We start from the raw sequence: 19,050 nt of genomic DNA, 5'->3' as shown, positions 1-19,050 counted from the left end.
ATGCTGGGCGGCACCGTGGACAACTGGCCGGCCCAGTAGTGCAGGGCCTTGTCCATCCGCCGGATTCCCTCGGCCGACCGTTCCCACTCCGCCTGGTCGATCGGCTGTCTGGAGGTCGGCACCTCCGGCGGGCGGCGCCCGGCGATCAGCGCGGTCAGCGCGGCGGACAGCTCGTCGACGAGGATGCGCACGCTCAGCAGGTCCGCGGCCAGATGGGAGACGCACAGGATGAGCACCCTGGGCATCCCGTCGAGCACCCCGATCAGGGCGCGGAACGGCACCTCCACCGCGTTGTCGAACGCCACGCCGACCAGCCGGCGTTCCTCCTCCTCGAAAAGCCCGACGATGTCGTGGTCGGTGTCGGAGTCGGCGAGCAGCACCTCGACCTCCACCTCGCCCTTGGCGAGAACCCGCTGGCGGAGGTCTCCGGCGTCGTCCGCGCCGAACAGCGTGCGCAGCGACTCGTGCCGTCCCAGCAACGCGGTGAGCTGGTCGAGCACGTCGTCGAGCTGCAGCCCCTCGGCGGTGAGCAACACCTGGGAAACGTTGTAGAACGCGGCGTCCGGCATCAACTGGATGTCTCGCCATATCTGCCGCTGACCCCAGGTGAACGGCCCGGTGACAGAGCGCGTTCCGCTGAAGCCGACCTGGCGGCGCACCAGCTTTGCCATCACGAAAACCTCTTTCGGTGGAGAGCCCTAGCGGGACAGGCGGCGAACAAAAAGGATCGTGATGGCGACCGCCACGAGGCCGCCCAGGTTGAAGGCGGCGATGGTGCGGTAGAGCCCGGCGGACTCGCCCATCGACCGGGCGAACCAGCCGCCCACCACTACGATGCCGACGAAGTAGCCCGCGTTGAGCGCCAGCGCCAGCGGACCGCCGCCGATCTGCTCCAGGAGCGTCACGGAGGTCAGCACCAGGCCCATGAACAGGTAGGTGGGGCCGACCACGGTGAGATAGGCACTCGTCTCGGCCGCGATCTCGGGATTGCCGGTGATCAGATGGGCCAGCACGTCCCTGCCGAACCAGGCGGCGAGCGCCACCACGGTGTACAGGCCGAGCGCGATCTGCAGGCCCCCCTTCAGGGTGCCGGCGAACAGGTTTCGCCGACCGGCGCCCCGCTGCTCGTTCATCACGATCGCGATGGCCGAGCCGAGCACGATGCCCGGCATGATGACCAGCACCTGCAGGACGCTGGCCCCGGCGAAGCCGGAGATCACCTTGTCTCCGAAGGGGCTGAGCACCCACTCCAGGGCCAGGATGCTGCCGAACATGACGACGTAGGTCGCCGCGACCGGCACTCCGACCTGGCCGAGGTGGCCGAACGTGCCCGGCTGCCAGGCGAGGGAGTCGCCCGGCCGCCACAGCCCGGTACGGCGGAGCGTGACCAGGCCGAGCACGGTGCCGACGAGACCGGCGGCAGCGACCGCCACGGGAACGCCGGTGATTCCCCAGCCGAAGCCGAGACCGAGCAGTGCGACCCCGCCGAGCTCCACGCCCGCGCTGGTCAGGGTGACCAGAGCACCCGCACGAGCGTGGCCGTACCCGCGCAGGGCGGCCGCGGTCAGCATCGGGCCGAGCAAGGTCAGGTGTGCCAGTGACATCCAGCGCAGGAACGCCATGAAGTCATCGCGGGCCGCGTCGGTGACGCCGAGCAGCCCGGCCAGTGCGGCGGCGGAGGCGAAGAAGAGCACGCAGGTGACCAGGCCGACGACCAGCCAGGTTCTGGCCATGCTCGCGACCGTGCCCATGACGTCCTCGCGACGGCCCTCGCCCCGGCTCAGCGCGGCGACGACCTGGGTGGTGATGCCGAAGGCCGCCTGGACGGCGATGAACAGGTTCTCCATCGGCACGAAGAGCGAGCGCACGTAGAGCGCCTCGTCGCCGACCATCCGTCCCATCAGCACCATCACCCCGATCGGGACGAGGACGCCGACGATCTCGGCCGCCATCATCGGCAGGGCCAGCGAGAGGATTCGGCGGTGCGTGGTGGGAGAGCCGGGCGCGGGCACGGGGTGGGCCAGTGTCTGTTCAGCCATGACGCAGCCTCCCCTGGGACAGTCCCTGGAAGACGTTGAGCCACTGGATGTTCCGGGTGCCCTCCATGTATTCCGTTCCTCTCGCGTCCCTGACGAACTTGTCCAGCAGCGGGTGCTCCAGCCGGGCTCCGGCACCGAAGAAGCCGACCGCCTCCAGCGTCGTCTCCTCGGCCAGCCGGGCCGCGCGGGCCTTGGCGGCCGAGGCCAGGTGGCCGAGGCTCGGGTCGTCGTGGTCCAGTGCCAGCGCGGCCCGGCGGACGAGCTGGCGCACGCCCTCGATCCGGCGGCCGAGCCGGTCCAGCCGGTCGCGTTCGTCGCCGGTCAGCGCGCGCCGGTGCTCCCGCACGTATTCGTAGGCGCCCCGGGCGACGCCGAGGCCGAGCGCGGCGACGCCGGGACGCAGCCGGTTGAAGCCCGCCACCGCACCGGCAAGGCCGCGCCGGGTGGGCGACAGATGCCGGCCGAGCACCCGGTCGGCGGGGATCTCGACCCGGTCGAAACTCACCTCGCTGACCTGGTTGCCGCGCAGTCCGACGGTGGGGAACGGGGTGGCGGAGAATCCGGGGTCACGGGTCTCGGCGAGCACCGCGATCACCCCGAGGGGTCCCGGCCTCGTGCGGGCGAAGACCACGCCGAGGTCGGCCCTGGCGGCGTTACCGATGAACCGTTTGGTGCCGCTGAGCAGCAGCGTCTCCCCGTCGGGGGCGGTGGTGAGCGCGCTGGTCAGCGCGGCGGCGTCGGAGCCGCGATCCGGCTCGGTCAGCGCGAAGAAGGTCCAGGTGGGGCGCTCCAGAAGCCGTCCGAAGAACCATTCCTTCTGGGCCTCGTCCCCGAGCAGGGCGACGAACACGCCGGACAGGGAGGGACCCGGCGCGGCCAGCAGCATGCCCACGTCGGCGGCGGCGAACTCCTCGCAGAACGTGACCCGCTCCAGGCCGCCGGTACCGTGGAAGCGATGGCCGCCGATGGTCACCGGATCCGGGTTGTATTCGGCGGGGATCGGGGTGCGCGCCAGGAACGAGACGCCGGGCAGCTCCAGATGCTTGTGAATCAGTTCGGGGTCGCGCTCCAGCTCCAGGGCGAGGGGACGCAGTTCGCCGGCCCACTCGCGTGCGTGGTCGCGCAGGGCGCTCAGCCGGTCGTCCAGCTCTATCATGTCCGAACCTCCGCGGTTCCGGTGTAGGCGTCGGCGAGCAGCTCCGAGACGTGGGCGCTCTGGCCCGGCCCGTCCGCGCGGAAGCCGCTGCCGCCGAGCAGTCGCAGCAGCATCCGGTCGGCCAGGGTGATCTGCAGGTGCAGGTCGTCCAGCGCCTCGGCGGCAAGCTCCTCGTGGAGCACGCCCTGGATCAGCAGGTGTTCGGTGACCGCCTCGGCGAGCTGTCCCTTGACGAGCTGCTGGACCAGCAGCGGGCTGTCCCCCGCCGTCCGGGCGCCCAGGTAGGACAGGCACCGGCCGAGCAGTCCCTCCGACAGTCCCAGCCGAAGCCAGGCCAGGCCGAGAGACCACTCCCGTGACGGGACGCCCCGGCCCCGCACCGCGACGAGGGTGTCGCCGTACAGGTCCAGGGTGAGCAGCGGGGGTTCGTCGCCGGCGATCGAGGCCGGGAGCACGGCGTGCCCGGCCGGGCCGTACACGGGGTCGCCGCCGCATCGCAGGTGGAGCAGAAGGAGCGCGGCGACCAGGCCGTCGGCCCTCGCCACGTCCCGGATCTCGTTGTAGTCGATCATGCCTCGGCCCTTTCGCGTTGGCGTACCTCGACCGTGCAGAGGCTGAGGTAGCGCAGCGTGCTGTCGTAGTCGGCGAGTACCACGCGCCGGCCGGTGGACCGCCAGCCCTCGATCCCCTCCGCGAGGGCCGCCCAGATCCCGGTGCACGGCCGGCCCGGGAACGCGAACCGCACATCCGCCAGCCCGCCGGGCAGGTCGAGTCCGGGACGGGCGATCACCGTGATGTCCCGTCCGACCAGTTCTGCCGCCAGCGCCGACCGGACGTCGCCGGGGGCGACGTCGACCATCCGGACGAGGGAGAGGTCGTCGGCGCCGTCATCTCCGCCCAGGAGGATGGCGACCGCGCAGTCCTCGGCGGGCCGCTCGGCGGCCCCGGTCTCGTACGGCAGGCTCCGCTGATCCATGATCACCAGAAGGCCGTGCCCCGTCCCGGCGAACTCCCCCATCAGCCGCAGGGCCGTGAACGGCGCCACCACCCCCTGGTCGGTCACCCCCAATGGAAGGGGGGAGCCGGGCACGGCGTGAGCCAGCAGCGCGGTCGGCGACTGGAGCATGTCCGCGTCGGGCGCCATGGTGGCCAGCGCGACCACTCCGACCGGGTCCGGCAGCGGCACCATCTCCGCCAGGACGCCCTCGGCCATCTCCGCGTAGCTGTTACGCGTGGTGGAGGTCAGGAAATCCGGGCGGTGCGTCATTCCGTAGAGGCCGGTGAGATCGTCGATGTAGCTCTTCAGCAGCGGGCTGGCCGATTCGGGGAGAAAGGGGCGGCCCTCCCCGAACACCCGCGACACGATTCGCTCCAGCCGCAGACCCGTACCGGGAAGGCCCATGGTCAGGCCTGCTCTGCGACGTAGTCGGCGAGGGTGGCGACGCTCTCGAAGTGGCGCTGTTCCAGGGTGTCGGTGTCGAACTCCACGCCGATCTCGTCCTCCAGCCGCATCAGCAGCTCCAGCACGCTGGTGGAGTCGAGACCGAGGTCGTCGAAGAGCCGGGTGGTCTCGGTGATGGAGTCGGGATCGCGCTTGAGCACGTCGGCCAGGGCCGCGGAGATGACGGTAATGATCTTCTGAGGGTCTATGACCTGGGTCTCGCTCATAGTGTGGGCCTCCTTGTTTCAGATGGACAGGTGTTGCTGGCGGAGCAGGTCGTCGATGCCGTCCCGCTCTCTGACGAGGTGGTGTCTGCCGTCCTTGACGAGGACCTCGGCCGGCGAACCGTGGCTGAGGAACAGGACGGGGGACGCGGTGGGCCCGTAGGCGCCGGAGCGGAGCACGCCGAGCAGGTCGCCGGTGCGGACCGGGGGCAGCAGGACGCCCTTGCCGATGGTGTCGTTGGGGGTGCAGAGCGGACCGGTGACGTACCAGGGCTCGGTGGCCTCCTCGTCGATCCGGTTGAGCAGGCGCATCGGGAAGTTGCGCTTGACGAAGGAGCCGATCCCGACCGCGGCCATGTGGTGGTTGGTGCCGCCGTCCGCGACCGCGAACCTCTCCCCCATGGAGGTCTTCACGTAGCGGACCCGGACCATGTAGGTACCGCTGGGAGCGGTCAGGTAGCGACCCAGCTCCATGATCATTCGAGTGTCGGGATACCGGCTGACAAAATCCTCGATGACGGGGTTCAACCGGCTGGTCAGCAGCTCGGGGTCGAGGTCGCGCTCGCCCTCGAAGTAGGCGATGCCGAGCCCGCCCCCCACGTCGACCAGTTCCAGGGGGAAGTCCAGCTTCGTGGCGATCCGCTCGGCGAGTTCCAGGATGCGCACGGTGTTCTCCACCACCACCTCCTCGCTGAGGATGCGGGTGCCCATGTAGGCGTGCACGCCCATCAGCCGGACGTTGGAGAAGCGCGTCGCCAGCCCGGGATCGGCGAGGATCTGCTCCTCGTCGATGCCGAACTGCCGGGGTTTGCCCCCCATGGTGAGCCCGGAGCCCTTGACGGAGAAGCTCGGGTTGACCCGCAGCACGACATTGACGATCTTCTCCTGCTCCTTCGCCACCTCCTCGATGAGCTCCAGCTCGCCGAACGACTCGCAGACGATGGCGTGCACGTTCTCGTTCACGCAGGTCCGCAGCTCCTCGCGGCTCTTGCCGGGGCCGAGGAAGATGATGTCCTCCCCCTTCACGCCCGCCTGCAGGGCGGTGGCCAGCTCGACCAGCGACGACACCTCGGCGCGGGCACCCAGCGAGTGCAGCAGCGCGCAGATCGACACGTTCGGGTTGGACTTCAGTGAGAAGAACATCTCCAGCTTGGGATGGAGCCGGGTGCGCAGGCCGAGGAACTGCTCCCTCAGCGCGTCCCCGTCGTAGATGTACAGCGGCGTGCCGTACTCCCGCGCCAGCTCGGAGACCGTGATCCCCTGCACCTCGAACTCTCCGCTCATCGCACACTCCCTTCGGTCTCGGCGGCCAGGCGGCCGGCGATCTCAGCGTCGAGGGCCGTCAGCCGGTCCTGGTCCTCGGCGAGGAGCAGGCCGTACAGGCGTCCGTCGAACGACCGGTCCCGCTCCTCGGACGCGCCCGCGTTGACGGTCGCGAAGTTGTTCACCAGAAGCCCGCTGCCGCCGGGGCCGCTCAGCAGCAGGCCGTCCAGCACCCGGCGCAGACGCTCGTACGGCAGGCGCCCGGTGAGCCGGAGTGGGTACTGCCTGGCCAGGACGATCTGCCCCTCCGCGACGAAGGTCTCCTGCATGCGGACCTGGTAGGTGGACATGTTGTTGCGGGCGTTGATCTCGATCACCGGGTAGAGCTGTCCGTCCGGGTCGACCATGGCGTCCACGCCGACCACGCCGTGGAATCCGTCCTCGGCCAGCCGTTCGCCGAGGACCCGCGCGGCCTTCTCCACTTCGCCGGTCTGCCGCTGGTCGAGCCGGGCCGGAATGCGGTGTCCCTTGTGCACACCGCCCTCGGTGATGGCCTCCTTGACGAAGTCGAAGTGGACCGAGCCGTCCCGCGCGACCGTGAACTGGTAGTTCAGGTCGGCCACCTTGTCCACCCATTCCTCGATGAGCAGCGAGACGCGGTTGTCGCCCGACTTGGCGGCCTGGCGCTGGATCATGGTGTGCAACCGGTCGAGCCGCTGCTCGTTCTCGATCACGGCGATGCCCTTGCCGGAGACGCCGAAGGCGTCCTTGACCACGACCCGGCGGCCGAAGACGAGCAACGAGCGCGCCTCCTCCACGGCCGACTCCAGCTCGTCGAGGGTGTCGGCGGTCCAGCCCGCGGCCTGCCTCAGGCCCGTCTCGTCGGCGACGCGACGGCTGTAAATCTTGCTGTTGACCGCCTTGCACACGGCGGCGGACGGCGTGGCCAGCGGCAGTCCAGACCGTTCCGCGAGCTCCTCCTCCAGGACGGAGGTGCCGTGCGGGGAGAGCATCGCGCCCCGGCCGGCCAGCTCACCCAGCGTGGTGAGCAGGGCGGGGTCGGCGAGCGCGTCCTTGGTGACGGTCTGCTCGGGGTTGTTGCGGGCGACGGTCAGCAACCGGGGCAGCGCCACTCCGAGCTCGCCCAGATGGGCGAGATATGCCTCGTCGGGCGCCGCCTTGAGCACGACGAGGTCGTCGGCGCCCGCGAGCAGCATCGCGAACTCGTCCATCCGGTTGACCACGGCGGCGCTCGATCTGAAGGCCGTCCTGGGCAGTCCGGCCTCGCCGTCCGCCCACTGGTCCTCGACCTCGAAGTTGCCGAGGAAGACCAGCGGCGTGTCGGCCGCGCCGGTCAGGGCCGTTTTCACACGGCTGAGAAAATTCTGCACGTGCGTGTCCTCTCAGTGTTGGAAGACCATCGCGGAGAAAGTCGCGCCCAGTCCGACGGCGGCCATCAGATAGTGGTCGCCCGGCTGGAGCCGCCCGAGTTCCTTCGCCGACTGGTAGTTGAGGAAGGGGTCGGCGCAGAAGCAGTGCCCGGTGACGGGCACGTTGTCGAGGAAGACCCGATCCAGGGGGAGGCCGATGAGCTTGCACAGCCGTACCCAGGAGACCCGGTTGACGTTGTGCGGCAGCACCAGGGCGAGGTCGCCGAGGGTGAGCCCGGCCTTCTCGACCGCCTCGTTCAGCACCGCGGCCAGCGTTTCGGGATAGATCTGCTGGAACTCCGCCGCCGCCTCGTCCGACAGCGACAGCCCGGCGCTGAACCGGCCGTCGGTGTGGGTCGCGTAGCTGAGCACCCTGTCGCGATCGCCGTCCAGGCCGACCAGGATCGCCGCGCTGCCCTCGCCGTTGACGGCGGTGCCGGGCACCGTCTGCGCGGCCGGGGTGAAGGTCTTCTCCCCCGTGAAGATCAGCGCAAGCGCGTCCGGGTCTCCGTCGGCGGCCAGCAGCCGCCCGGACAGCTCCACGGCCAGCAGGCCGGACGCGCACGCGTGGTTGTGGACGGCGAACGCCTCCGCGTGCTCCAGGCCCAAAAACGCGCGCACGTCGTGAATCGGGTTGACGGGGTACGGCGCGATCACCGGCATGGTCCTGGCCTGGATCACATACCTGACCAGGTGTTCCCGGCCGCGGAGCGCGTCCAGTTTCCCGGCGGCGGCCAGCATCAGGTCGACCACGGTGCCGTCGGGATCCCGCAGGATGTGGGAGAGACCGTAGAAACGCTCGAACACCTTGATCTGAGCGTCGGTCAATCCCAGGGCGTCCTGCATGGACCTGATCGGCACGCTCTGCGATGGGAGGTAGCTCGCCACCGCCTGGAGAGAGATCACCGGCCCCCCAGGGTGTCCAGGTGCTCGGCCAGCGCGTCGATGGTCCGGTAGTCCCAGGCGACCGTCGGTTCCAGGGTCACATTGAGGTGGTCCTCGATGTCGCCGCACATGACGAACGCGTAAACGGAGTCCAGGCCGTACTTGGTGAGCGACACCGAGGTGCTGATCTCAGCGGGATCCTTCTCCAGGTAGGAGGCCACGCGCTGGACGAGCCAGCCGCGCAGGTCGTCTGCCGAATCGGACATTTTCGGTCTCCTTGCTTGTCTTAACCAGGGAGGGGGAGACCTGCCAGGTCGAAGCCCCGGTTTTCCCCGTGTCGGTCGAGGAGCTCGTCGAACAGCCGCCGGGAGATCGCCTCGGGCAGCCGCCCGCTCCCCCGGCCGAGTTGGCCCGCGAGCCGGGTGAGCGCGGCGACGACCCAGGCCGGGTCACCGCCGCCGGCACGCCAGACGTTCAGGCAGGAGCTCGCCGCGAGCACCGTCGCGTACCTGGCGGCCACCCTCAGTGCCTCGGGGCTGGCGTCCACCCCGAGGTCACGCGGGCGCAGTTCGGCGGCGTCCTGTTTGAGCAGGCCCAGCTCGTCGGCGAACAGTCCGGCGAGCACGGCGACCTCTCCGGGCAGCGCCGCGTCGGGAAGCACCGCGGTGCTCAGGCTGTCGCGCCCGGCGGCGCTGGGGGTCAGCGCCGCGAAGTCGAGCGGTGGCAGCTCCCCTCCGATCTGGAACAGTCCGGCGGGAGGCTCGTCCGCGGTCAGCCAGGAGCGCCGGGCGAGCTGCCGGATCTGCGGCAGCACGGTGGCCAGGCAGGCCACCCGTGCCGCGTGCCCGAACCCGATGACCCCCAGGTCGCGCAGGAGCTTCTGGAAGACGGCGTAGACGCCCTCGCGGATGTAGAAGTGCGCGCCGAGGATCAGGGAGAGCCGGTCCATCGCGTCGATGAGCTGCTTGGACACCACATATTTGACGAGGGAGGCGTAGACGCTCGTCTCTCTCGGCAGCAGGTGCAGCGCCCGTGCGGCCACGGTGCCGAACGCGTCGCAGATCAGCAGGTCGGCGTAGACCTCGGCGAGGATCGACCGGACCTGGGGAATGGCCGCGACGCTACGGCCGTACAGGGCACGGGCGGTGGCGAAGCGCAGGGTGGCGCGCAGGCCGGTGTCCACCACTCCGACCATCATCGACGGCAGCGCCGTACGGGTGAGCTGGAAGGAGCACAGCGCCGTCTCGATGCCCCGGCCCGGCGTGCCGAGCACGGAGCCGTCCGGGATCGGGCAGTCGTCGAAAACCACGCCGCCGAGCTGGACGCCGCGCATACCCGAGCTGGGAAAGCGCGGCAGGTAGGTCATCCGGTCCGGCGGCAGGTCGGCCTTGTGCACGAAGAGCTGGGAGTGGCTGCGGCTGCCCTCCTCGTCCGAGGTCCGGGTGAAGATGACCATCGAGTCGGCCCGTTCGAGGTTGGTGACCACCTCCTTGCGCCCGTTGAGCAGCAGCCGTCCCCCGGGTCCGGGGGTGGCCGCGAACTCGGCCCTGGCGAAGTCGTTGCCGTGCGCGAGCTCGTGGTAGACCGACGCGATCTTCCGGTTGGCCAGCATCAGGTCGGCGAACGCGCGGCGCTGCCCGTCGTCGCCCGCGGCCCATACGTTCACCGAGGCGATGAAGGAGCTGGCCCCGTAGCCCAGGCCCAGCGCCGGGTCGCGCCGCCAGACCGAGCGCATCACCCGGACCAGCCGGTCCACCCCGGTCAGCCGGCCACCGAACGCGACGGGCACGAACTCGGCGTTCAGCCCGTACTCGTCCAGCAGCCGCTCCCCCTCGGCGAACATCTCCTGCCGCTCGTCGGCCGCGACCACGGCGGCGTGGTTGACCGGATTGGCCGGGTCCCACGGATCGCCGAGGAGTTTCTCCAGCATCTCGCTCATGCGCGCTCCCGCGTCTCGTCGAACAGCCGGTCGAAGATCGCCCGGTCCGGGTTGGAGCCCAGCCGGGCGAGCACGTAGGTCAGGGCCGCCTCCGGCCAGACCTGGTCCTTCCACCCCGGGTTGGCCAGCCAGAGCTGCAGGACCGCCGCTCCGGCGAAGCACCACTCGTACCGCTGGGCCAGGACGAACGCCTCCGGCGGCACCTCGCGCGGGTTGGGCGCGTACGCGGCGAGCTCGGCGTGCAGGTCGTCGCAGTGCGCGAGCAGTTCGCGGGCCCGCGCCTCGACGGTCCCGAGGTCCTGCCGCTGCCGGGCGCGCTCCGCGTCCGGCGCGCTCAGCCCGTCCACCGCGGCCTGCAGACCCTGGACGAGGCCGCATCCCCCTCTGGAGACCAGGGTGAACCCGCTGTGGTCGGGACCGCCGACCGCGGCGCTGAGGTCGAGCAGCCGGCTCAGGCCCGGCCCGTCCGCCGGGCCCGACCGGTAGCCGCGTGCCAGGACCGGGAACTGGTTGATCAGGGCGTTCTCGTTGACGAACGAGTTGCCGTCGAAGATGGAGACCACCCGGTGGTCGCGGGCCAGCTTCTGGAACACACCGTGATCGTGAACCTCGGTGAGGAAGGCGCGAGTGCCGAGCAGTTCGCCGCAGGCGAAGATCAGCTCGTCCACCCTGGCCGGTACGAAGGCCTTGGTCACCGCCGAGATCACGCTCATCTCGGACGGCAGCGCGTGGATGCCGCGCGCGGCGACCGTGGTCACCGCCTCCGCGACGAAGCGGGCGGCGTGTGCCTCCCCCAGCGTCCTGCGCACATGCGGCATCTCACTGAGGAGACGGCCGTAGAGCCTGCGCTCGGCGGTGAACCCCTCGGCCTGGCGGATCGCCTGGTCCGCGGCGCCCAGTGAGAGCCCGGCACAGATCGTCCGGGTGAGCTGGAGCGCCTTGAGCACCACCTCCAGACCGCCGCCCTCCGGTCCGATCAGCGCGCTCTCCGGGACCGGGGCGTCGTGGAAGGCGATGCCGCTGATGTCCGCGCCCCGGATCCCGTGGGTGGGAACCTTGGGCAGGCAGGTGTAGTCGGCCCCGTCCAGCTCACGCTTGTCGATCAGCAGGAGGCTGAACCCCCGTGGGCCGCCGTCCGGGTCGGTGCGGGCGAGCAGGCTGAGCAGGCTGCCCCGGGTGGCGTTGTTGATCAGCCACTTCTCGCCGGTGACGCGGTAGCCTCCGGGGACCGGCGTGGCCCTGACCTCACCGGCCAGCAGGTCACTGCCGTGGGTGCGCTCGGTCAGTCCCCAGGACGCCGGGACACCGGCGATGACGTCGGCGGCCACCGCCCCGGCCTGGGCCCTGCCGCCCGCGACCCACACGCTCACCGAGCCGAGGTAGCTCTTGGCGTGGCCGACGGCGACGGTCAGGTCCCGCCGGGCGATGGTCCTGATCAGGTCGAGGAGTTCGGGATAGTCCGTGAGGGTTCCGCCGTGCTCGGCGGGCACGTAGCGGGCGGGCAGCCCGAGCCGGTCCAGCTCGCGGCAGATCTCCTCGGGAAACTCCTCGCGGCGGTCCAATTCGGCGCAGCGGGCGTAGGAGAACAGGGTGTCCGGGTCGGCGGGATCGCCGAGCAGGGTGTCGAGGTCCATCTCAGACCCCGATCCGGTAGCGGCCCCGGACGGCCGAGGTGAGCTCCTCGTGCACGACGGCCAGCTCGCCGGAGATGAACAGGTCGCGGGTCAGACCACGCTGGATCTTCCCGCTGGTGGTCCGCCGCACCTCTGACGGGCGGACCAGCACGACGCCGGCGACCGAGACCCCGAACTCACGGCCCAGCGTCACCCTGATCTCCTCGGCCAGCTCGGACGGGGACGTCTCGCCCAGATCGCGGATCCGGCACTCGTGCACGACGACGACCTCCTCCTCCGGCGCCGGTACGGTGAACACCGCGCCGACTCCGCGTGCCAGAGCCGGATGGGCGGTCCGCGCCTCCTCCTCCAGGTCCTGCGGATAGAGGTTGCGGCCCCGGACGATGAGCAGTTCCTTGATCCGGCCGGTGACGTACAGCTCGCCCTCGTGGATCACGCCCAGGTCGCCCGTGCGCAGGTAGCCGCCCTCGCCGCCGGCGGTCTCCACATCGAAGATCTTCTTGTTGGTCTCGGGCCGCTGCCAGTAGCCTCGCGCCACGTGCGGGCCGCGCAGCCAGATCTCGCCGACCTGACCTTCGGGCAACGCCACACGGCTCTGCGGATCGACGATGTCGATGCCCGGTTCGGCGTGGCCGCTGCTGGGCACGTTGCGCACCTCGCCTTCGGAGGACGGCGCGAACTCGCCCTTGGCGAGCCGCTCGGCGTCCACCGGGGTGACCAGCGCGACGTTGCCCTTGGGGGTGCAGGAGACGGCCAGGGTCGCCTCGGCCAGGCCGTATCCCGGCGACAGCGCGCCGGGACGCAGGCCGTAGGGCGCGAACCTCTCGGCGAAGGCCCTCAGGGTGCCCGCGCGGATCGGCTCGGAGCCGTTGAGCGCGTGGCTCCACCGGGACAGGTCCAGCCCGGCGACCTGCGCGTCGGTGATCCGCTGGACGCACAGCTCGTAGGCGAAGTTGGGCGCCGGCGAGACGTTGATCCCATGCCGGTCGATCATGCGCAGCCAGGCGTGCGGGCGCTTGACGAAGGCGATCGGGGACATGAGCACGGTCGTGGTGCCGTTGGCCAGGGGGATCAGCAGCTGACCGATGAGCCCGAAGTCGTGGTACATCGGCAGCCAGCCGCCGAACCGGTCGTCCGGGGTCGCTCCGGTGATGTGGTTGAAGACCTCGACGTTGGCGAGCAGGTTGCCGTGGTCCACCACGACACCCTTGGGGTCGCCCGTGGAGCCGGAGGTGTACTGCAGAAAGGCCGGGGTGCGCCCGCCGCCGGCCGGCGGGCTCCAGCCGTCGGCGGGCGGCAGCTCCTCGTCGACGGCCAGGCAGGCCAGGTCGTCGAGTCCGGCCTCCGCCGCCCATTCCCTGATCGAGCCGAGGGCGCGGGCGTCGGTGAGGACGGCGGTCACCCCGGCGTCCCTGGCGATCGCGGCCAGCCGCTCGCGCTGACGCCGGTAGCCGTCGGGTGCGGGCGAGGGAACCGCGATCATCCCGGCGTAGAGCGCGCCGAGGAACCCCTTGGCGAAACCGGTGCCGGGCTCGTGCAGCAGCAGCACCCGGTCGCCGGGCTCCGCGTGAGCGCGCAGCATCACGGCCACCCGGCGCGCCAAGAGGTCCAGATCGGCGTAGGTCAACGGCTCGTCACCCGACTCGTCGGCCGGGTCGTGACAGAAGACCAGCGCCACTCTGTCCCCGTGGCTGGACGCCCGCTCCCGCATCAGCGTGGTGAAGCTGTCGTGCTCAAGCATGCATTCGACCTCTCCGGTGAGAACCTGCTATGCATGTTTCCGAACCGGGAGCCGAACCATAAGCCGCGAACGGGCGGACTCAGGGCTATACCCGAAAGGCCGCCTCCACCGTCCGGAGGCGGGTGTGACGGTATCTCCCGTCGAGCCGCTCCAGCAGCGTCTCCCCGCCCGAGGACGCGCCGGCGACGCGTGGCACGCCCCGCGGACGCGCCGCGCTCGCGGCGCCGGGCATGCCCCCGGCGTGCGGGGTGAGGAAGTGCTCGCCCGGCGTCCCCGCTCCTCGTGTGGCGGCGGGGACCACCGCGGGTGAGCCCGTGGAGTCGTCCGCGACGTCCGCCCAGCTCTCCGCCGCGTCCACGGCGATGATCAGCCGGATCAGCGCGGCGTCGTCGAGCTCGGCGGGCGCGTGGCCGGCCCAGTACGCGGCCCGGGTGAGATACCCCTCCTCCGGAGGGCGCCGCGCCGTGACGACCGGCAGCAGCGACCGGTTCGTCAGCGACTCACACGCCAGCATGGTGACCCGTGGCAGGCCGTCCGGGAGGGCGGCCTCGCCGCCCTCGGCCCCGCACCACGGGCATCGCACGCGGCGCACGCCGACGGGCGGCGACGCGTCGCCCGGGGGCATCGGCAGCGACGGCGGCACCAGCAGGTGCCCGCCGCCCTCGCGCCTGGCCATCCGCTCCACGACCAGCTCGATCCGCTCGGCCGGTCCCGCGCCGCGTACGCCCGGATCGTCCCCGTCCCGTCCGGCCGGCTTCCCTGAGCGCGGGCCTTCGCCGTACTTCTCGTCAGGCATATATGCGCTCCGGGAGTGTCGCGGCGAGGCCGCGTTCGACCGCGGCGACGCCCAGGTCGACCAGTGCCGACCGGGAGGCCGCATCGAGCAGGAGCCTGTCGGCGGTGCTCAGCCCGCAGTCGATCCACGAGCCGATCGCGTCACGCAGCAGTTCCGCGGAGAAGGGATCCCAGGCCCGGCGGCCCAGGCGTGAGACGTCCGCACCGAGGATGTAGCCCGCGGCCCAGACCTCGGCGGAGGTCGAGGGGACGAGGGGCGCCGGAGTGCCGGCCTCGGCGAAGGCGTCCTCGATCTCGCCGGCGTCGATGCCGGCCAGGATGGACCACTCACGCCAATACCAGCCGAACGGATGCTCTATCGGCTCCCCCGAGCCGGGACGCAGGAACCTCAGCACGCAGCGCGAGTCGATGAGCTCCACCACGAAGTCGCGGGGCTCGCGGGCCGCCGCCCGCCGGGTGAGCTCGGCCTCGATCTCCTCGGCCGGTGACCAGTGCTCGGGCGGCAGGTGGCGGCCTCCCGCCCAGACCGTCGCGTGAAAGGACCCGGGATGACCGGCGATGGTGAGCTCGTCGGCGTGGTCCACCAGATGCGGCACCGTCGCCACCACGGGGATCCCCCGTTCCTGGCAGAACAGCGCGACCATCTCGTCGTCGTCGCGAATGGCGTCGGGGATCGGGGCGAGGAACGCCGCCAGCTCGCGAGCCTGGGCGGCGGGCAGGACCAGGCCCTGGGTGGGGACCCATTCGGCGGGCGCCAGCGGCGCCCACGGGGACCCCGCCGCCGCGGCACGACGTACCAGGTAGGAGTTCTGCGGGCTGTTCCAGTTGGAGTACAGCGCCACCGCGTGCCGGGGCCGGCGGGCGAGCGCGTCCGCCAGGTATCCGGCGAACCCGGCCGTCGGCGCCGCGTCGTCCTGCAGGACCAGATGGTGGGTGGCGTCGTCGGGAACCGCCGCCCAGGCGCGCTTCGCCGTACGCAGAGGGCTGGGCGGGCCGGTGGGATCGGGATCGGAGACCACGCGAGGCCGGAGCGGCGCGCACGCGCGCACCAGACGGGGCAGCCGATGGCTCCGGGACGGGTGGTGCATGATCGCGACGCTGATTCGAATGCTCATGTTCTCCTCCGTTCACACTCGCAACGGGGCGAGTTGGTCCACCGTGACGAACCGGCAGCCACGCGCCATCATCGACTCAAGGATCATGGGCAGCGCTTCCACCGTCTGGGAGCGGTCGCCTCCTCCGTCGTGCAGGAGGATGACCGACCCGAAGTCGGCCTCGTCGACGACCTGCCCGGCGATCGCCGCCGCGCCGCCCATCGCCCAGTCGCACGGCTCGACGTCCCACAGCACCGTGGTCAGGCCCTCCTCGGCCAGCCAGTCCAGCACCTCGGGCGAGCGTCCGCCGTACGGCGGGCGGACCAGGGACGGCGTCCCGCCTCCCGCCCGGCCGAGCACCTCGCCGGTTCTGCCGATCTGGCGCAGGACCTCTTCCCTGGACAGGTCGGGCAGGTAGGGATGGGACCAGGTGTGGTTGCCCACGAGATGCCCTTCGTCCACGATCCGGCGGAGGAGGTCGGGGAAGGCCTGGGCGTGCAGACCGACGCAGAAGAAGGTGGCCGGAACGCGATATCGGCGCAGCACGTCCAGGATGCGGGGGGTGTTGACCGGGTGCGGGCCGTCGTCGAACGTGAGCGCGACCCGGGGGTGGGCCCGGCTGCCGTGGAACAGCAGGCCTCCCTGGGCCGCGAGCCGCCGCTCCAGCGGCCCGCTGCGCTCGATGTCGGCGTCGGCCTCGTCGTCCCGGCCGCCGAGCGTGCCCGAGCCGATGTCGAGCCGGGTCAGCCGGGCGAGGGCGTCCCGGCCGAGACCGGCCAGCGCGTCCGAGGAGGCCGACCCGAACGGCGGCCTGGCCGGTGTGTCCCATGGATCGGCCCGGTAGACGTCGAGCCCGGCCGCCATCAGCGATCCGTCCAGCACCCCGTTGGTGCTGTCGATGACGCTGACCAGTTCCGACCGCTCGGCCAGCGACCTCAGGAAACCCACCGGCTCGTCGATCCCGGTGGCGGCGAAGCGGCTCGTGGCGACGGGCGCCCCCGCGTCGTCGACCACGGTGATGTCATAGCCCTCCGGGCCCCAGCCGATCCCGGCGAACCACACGGCTCAGCCCTCCCCGAGCTCGACGAGCCGGCCGTCCAGCCGCGCCGACTCGTAGGCCGCCTCGATGATCTGCGCGGTCGAGAGGATCTCGTCCATCGGACCGTCCCATCGGTCCGGCCTGCTCACGATTTTCGTGAAGTCGTCGAACATGTCGGCGAACCACTCCTCGTGGGTGGAGCTGCGGGTCGGCGAGTCGAGCGTCCGCCGCTCGCTCCCCCCGGATCCGCTGAACACGGCCACGCCGTCGGTGATGTCGAGGGTCCCCGTCGAGCCGGACAGCCCGTAGTGGTTGGTGCGGGCGTCGTCCACCCAGCTCAGGTCGATCTCCGCGGTCCCGTCCGGGAAGTGGAGCCGGACCTCGATCGCCTCTTCCAGACCGTCCTCCTGCCACCGGGCCGTCGCGCTGACCTTGCCCGGACGGGCCCCGAACAACCGGGTGACCATGTAGACGCAGTGCGAACCGTGGTCCAGGAGGATGCCTCCCCCGGCCACCGCCGGGTCGCGCCGCCAGTCGGGCTGCCAGGAGCCGATGCCCCTCGCGTGGGTGGCCCTGCGGATCCGGATGGTCGCGGTGACCGGCGTGCCCACCTTCCCCTTGCCCTCGGTGAGCATCCGCATCATCGGGGAGAAGGCGTAATTGTGCGCCGGGTAGAGCAGCCGCTCCGCGCGGGTGGCGGCCCCGGCCAGCGCCCGGGCGTCGGCCGCGCGGAAGGCGACGGGCTTCTCGCAGATCACGTGGCTCCCGGCGTCGAGCGCCTGTATGGCGAGCTCGACGTGCGAGGAGGGCGGCGTGCAGACGTCGACCACGTCGATCCGGTCATTGGCGAACAGCTCGGACAGGGTCAGATACGTGCGCAGCTGCGGCTGGAGGTCCCTGGCCCCGGCAAGCCTGGCGGACGACGGGTCGACGACCGCGACCACCTCCGCCCCGGCGACCTGACGGTAGGCTCCGAGCCTGGCGGTGCCGGCCGTGCCGAATCCGACGATGGCCACTCTCATGCGACTCCTCCGATCAGGGTACGGCGGATGATCTCGACGGCCTCGAGGGCCTGGTCCCGGCCGATGTTCAGCGGCGGGTAGAGCCGTAGCGTGTTGCCTCCGGTCATGACGAGCACCCCTGCCTTCAGAAGCGCCAGGAACGTCTCGCGCAGCACCTCGCCGGAGACGGGCTCCCTGGTGGTCTTGTCGGACACCAGCTCGATGCCGATCGCCAGACCGATTCCCCTGACGTCACCCACGAGTGGCGCCTCGTCGACGAGCGGGCGGAGCGCCTCCAGCAGTTCGGCCCCCAGCTGTTCGGTGTGGTCGACGAGGTTCTCCTCGACCAGCACGTCGATGACGGTGGCCACGGCCCGGCAGGCCATGGGAAACGCGCCGAAACTGGAAGAGCTGGCGCTCGGGTCGGAGAACGGCCGCGCCGACATGTGCTGGGCGGTGGAGATGACCCCCGTGACCGGATAGCCTCCGCCCATGCCCTTGCCGACGGTGACGATGTCCGGAACCACTCCGTCGTGCTGGAAGGCGAACGCGGCGCCGGTCCGGCCGAAGCCTGTCATCATCTCGTCCACGATGAGCAGGGCGTCGAACTCCTTCGCCACCTCACCGAGCGCCTGAAGGTAACCGGGCGGCGGGACGACGTTCCCCGAACGGCCCTGGACCGGCTCGACCACCAGCGCGGCGAGCGCACCCGTGGAGTTCTGCTTGATCACTTCCCGGGCCTGATCCACGCAGGCCAGCCCGCAGGAGTCGGGTTTGAGCTTCAGCGGGCAGCGGTAGCAGTTGGCGTACGGCGCGCTGAAATGGCCCGACGGCAGCGGGCCGAGACCCGCCCTGGCCCCCGCGGTGAGCGCGAGGCTGCCAAGCGACTTGCCATGGAACCCACCCCAGAAGGACAGGAACTCGTACTTGCCGGTGACCGATTTGGCCAGCCGGAGTGCGGCCTCGACCGCCTCCGTCCCGCCGCTGTAGAGCTGGATACGGTCCAGTGGCTCCGGCAGGAAGTCCCGTACGGCCTGCGCCATCTCCCGTCGTGCGTGGGAGCCGAAGGCCCCGGCGGGCGAGACCGCCACCTGGGCGCTGAGCGCGCTGACGAAATGGGGGTTGGCGTGGCCGATGGAGTTCACCCCGCCCGCGCCCTGGAAGTCGAGAACCCGGTTGCCGTCGAGGTCGGTCAGGACGGCGCCTTCGGCCGTCTCCACGCACATGGTGGACCAGAGCATCACGGCCTGCAAACCTGGCCCGATGACCTCCTGCTCGGCTTCCCAGTGCTCAAGTGACTTGTCGCGAGGGGCGTTCAGGCCCCAATTTTCTCGATTACCGCCCGTCATGAGCTCAAGGGTGCCTGGTG

The 19,050-nt window shown here is 70.9% G+C and carries 18 protein-coding genes; all 18 read right to left on the bottom strand.

Annotated elements, in window-relative coordinates; translation table 11 throughout:
* Nucleotides 1-671: condensation domain-containing protein (locus tag CHC08_RS15410; RefSeq protein ID WP_218825320.1), on the bottom strand; the 671-nt coding region annotated here is incomplete at its 3' end.
* Nucleotides 672-698: 27 nt separating this feature from the next.
* Nucleotides 699-2,039, bottom strand: a complete 1,341-nt coding sequence (locus CHC08_RS15405) for an MATE family efflux transporter (protein WP_089207954.1) — start codon at nucleotides 2,037-2,039, stop codon at nucleotides 699-701.
* Entirely contained in the window at nucleotides 2,032-3,195 is a 1,164-nt protein-coding gene (locus CHC08_RS15400) for an acyl-CoA dehydrogenase family protein (RefSeq protein ID WP_089207953.1), read from the bottom strand. The genes CHC08_RS15405 and CHC08_RS15400 overlap by 8 nt, the downstream gene beginning before the upstream one ends.
* The gene (locus tag CHC08_RS15395; RefSeq protein WP_089207952.1) at nucleotides 3,192-3,767 is read right to left on the bottom strand and encodes an acyl-CoA dehydrogenase family protein; all 576 of its coding nucleotides are present in this window, start codon (nucleotides 3,765-3,767) and stop codon (nucleotides 3,192-3,194) included. Before CHC08_RS15395 ends, CHC08_RS15400 begins: the two co-directional genes overlap by 4 nt.
* A complete protein-coding gene (locus CHC08_RS49575; RefSeq protein WP_089207951.1) occupies nucleotides 3,764-4,597 on the bottom strand; it encodes a hypothetical protein in 834 nt (277 codons plus the stop codon). The genes CHC08_RS15395 and CHC08_RS49575 overlap by 4 nt, the downstream gene beginning before the upstream one ends.
* Before the next feature lie 2 nt (nucleotides 4,598-4,599).
* Nucleotides 4,600-4,863: an acyl carrier protein gene (locus CHC08_RS15385; protein WP_089207950.1), complete on the bottom strand. Its 264-nt coding sequence runs from the start codon at nucleotides 4,861-4,863 to the stop codon at nucleotides 4,600-4,602.
* A gap of 18 nt (nucleotides 4,864-4,881) precedes the next feature.
* Nucleotides 4,882-6,144, bottom strand: a complete 1,263-nt coding sequence (locus tag CHC08_RS15380; protein ID WP_089207949.1) for a type III PLP-dependent enzyme — start codon at nucleotides 6,142-6,144, stop codon at nucleotides 4,882-4,884.
* Nucleotides 6,141-7,493 (bottom strand): preATP grasp domain-containing protein, encoded by a 1,353-nt coding sequence (locus CHC08_RS15375; RefSeq protein WP_218825319.1) that lies wholly within the window; start codon nucleotides 7,491-7,493, stop codon nucleotides 6,141-6,143. The genes CHC08_RS15380 and CHC08_RS15375 overlap by 4 nt, the downstream gene beginning before the upstream one ends.
* Before the next feature lie 33 nt (nucleotides 7,494-7,526).
* Nucleotides 7,527-8,459 (bottom strand): 3-oxoacyl-[acyl-carrier-protein] synthase III C-terminal domain-containing protein, encoded by a 933-nt coding sequence (locus tag CHC08_RS15370; protein ID WP_089207947.1) that lies wholly within the window; start codon nucleotides 8,457-8,459, stop codon nucleotides 7,527-7,529.
* Nucleotides 8,456-8,704 (bottom strand): acyl carrier protein, encoded by a 249-nt coding sequence (locus CHC08_RS15365; RefSeq protein ID WP_089207946.1) that lies wholly within the window; start codon nucleotides 8,702-8,704, stop codon nucleotides 8,456-8,458. Before CHC08_RS15365 ends, CHC08_RS15370 begins: the two co-directional genes overlap by 4 nt.
* Nucleotides 8,705-8,724: 20 nt before the next feature.
* Nucleotides 8,725-10,377 carry an acyl-CoA dehydrogenase family protein gene (locus CHC08_RS15360; protein WP_089207945.1) on the bottom strand — a complete coding sequence of 551 codons (1,653 nt, stop codon included), beginning with the start codon at nucleotides 10,375-10,377 and terminating at the stop codon, nucleotides 8,725-8,727.
* Nucleotides 10,374-12,011, bottom strand: coding sequence for an acyl-CoA dehydrogenase family protein (locus CHC08_RS15355; RefSeq protein ID WP_089207944.1), 1,638 nt, complete (start codon nucleotides 12,009-12,011; stop codon nucleotides 10,374-10,376). Before CHC08_RS15355 ends, CHC08_RS15360 begins: the two co-directional genes overlap by 4 nt.
* A gap of 1 nt (nucleotide 12,012) precedes the next feature.
* Complete coding sequence (locus tag CHC08_RS15350) at nucleotides 12,013-13,752, bottom strand: fatty acyl-AMP ligase (protein WP_089207943.1); 1,740 nt, start codon at nucleotides 13,750-13,752, stop codon at nucleotides 12,013-12,015.
* An 85-nt stretch (nucleotides 13,753-13,837) separates the two neighbouring features.
* Nucleotides 13,838-14,548, bottom strand: a complete 711-nt coding sequence (locus CHC08_RS15345; protein WP_089207942.1) for a hypothetical protein — start codon at nucleotides 14,546-14,548, stop codon at nucleotides 13,838-13,840.
* Nucleotides 14,541-15,662: a hypothetical protein gene (locus tag CHC08_RS15340; protein WP_089207941.1), complete on the bottom strand. Its 1,122-nt coding sequence runs from the start codon at nucleotides 15,660-15,662 to the stop codon at nucleotides 14,541-14,543. The genes CHC08_RS15345 and CHC08_RS15340 overlap by 8 nt, the downstream gene beginning before the upstream one ends.
* A 12-nt stretch (nucleotides 15,663-15,674) precedes the next feature.
* Nucleotides 15,675-16,703, bottom strand: a complete 1,029-nt coding sequence (locus tag CHC08_RS15335; protein ID WP_089207940.1) for a polysaccharide deacetylase family protein — start codon at nucleotides 16,701-16,703, stop codon at nucleotides 15,675-15,677.
* Between the two features lie 3 nt (nucleotides 16,704-16,706).
* Nucleotides 16,707-17,702: a Gfo/Idh/MocA family protein gene (locus CHC08_RS15330; protein WP_089207939.1), complete on the bottom strand. Its 996-nt coding sequence runs from the start codon at nucleotides 17,700-17,702 to the stop codon at nucleotides 16,707-16,709.
* Nucleotides 17,699-19,030 carry an aspartate aminotransferase family protein gene (locus tag CHC08_RS15325; protein WP_089207938.1) on the bottom strand — a complete coding sequence of 444 codons (1,332 nt, stop codon included), beginning with the start codon at nucleotides 19,028-19,030 and terminating at the stop codon, nucleotides 17,699-17,701. Before CHC08_RS15325 ends, CHC08_RS15330 begins: the two co-directional genes overlap by 4 nt.
* Nucleotides 19,031-19,050 lie beyond the last annotated feature (20 nt).

Source organism: Streptosporangium subroseum, from assembly GCF_900188345.1.
Lineage (GTDB): Bacteria > Actinomycetota > Actinomycetes > Streptosporangiales > Streptosporangiaceae > Streptosporangium > Streptosporangium subroseum.
This window is presented reverse-complemented; position numbering and strand designations above follow the sequence as displayed.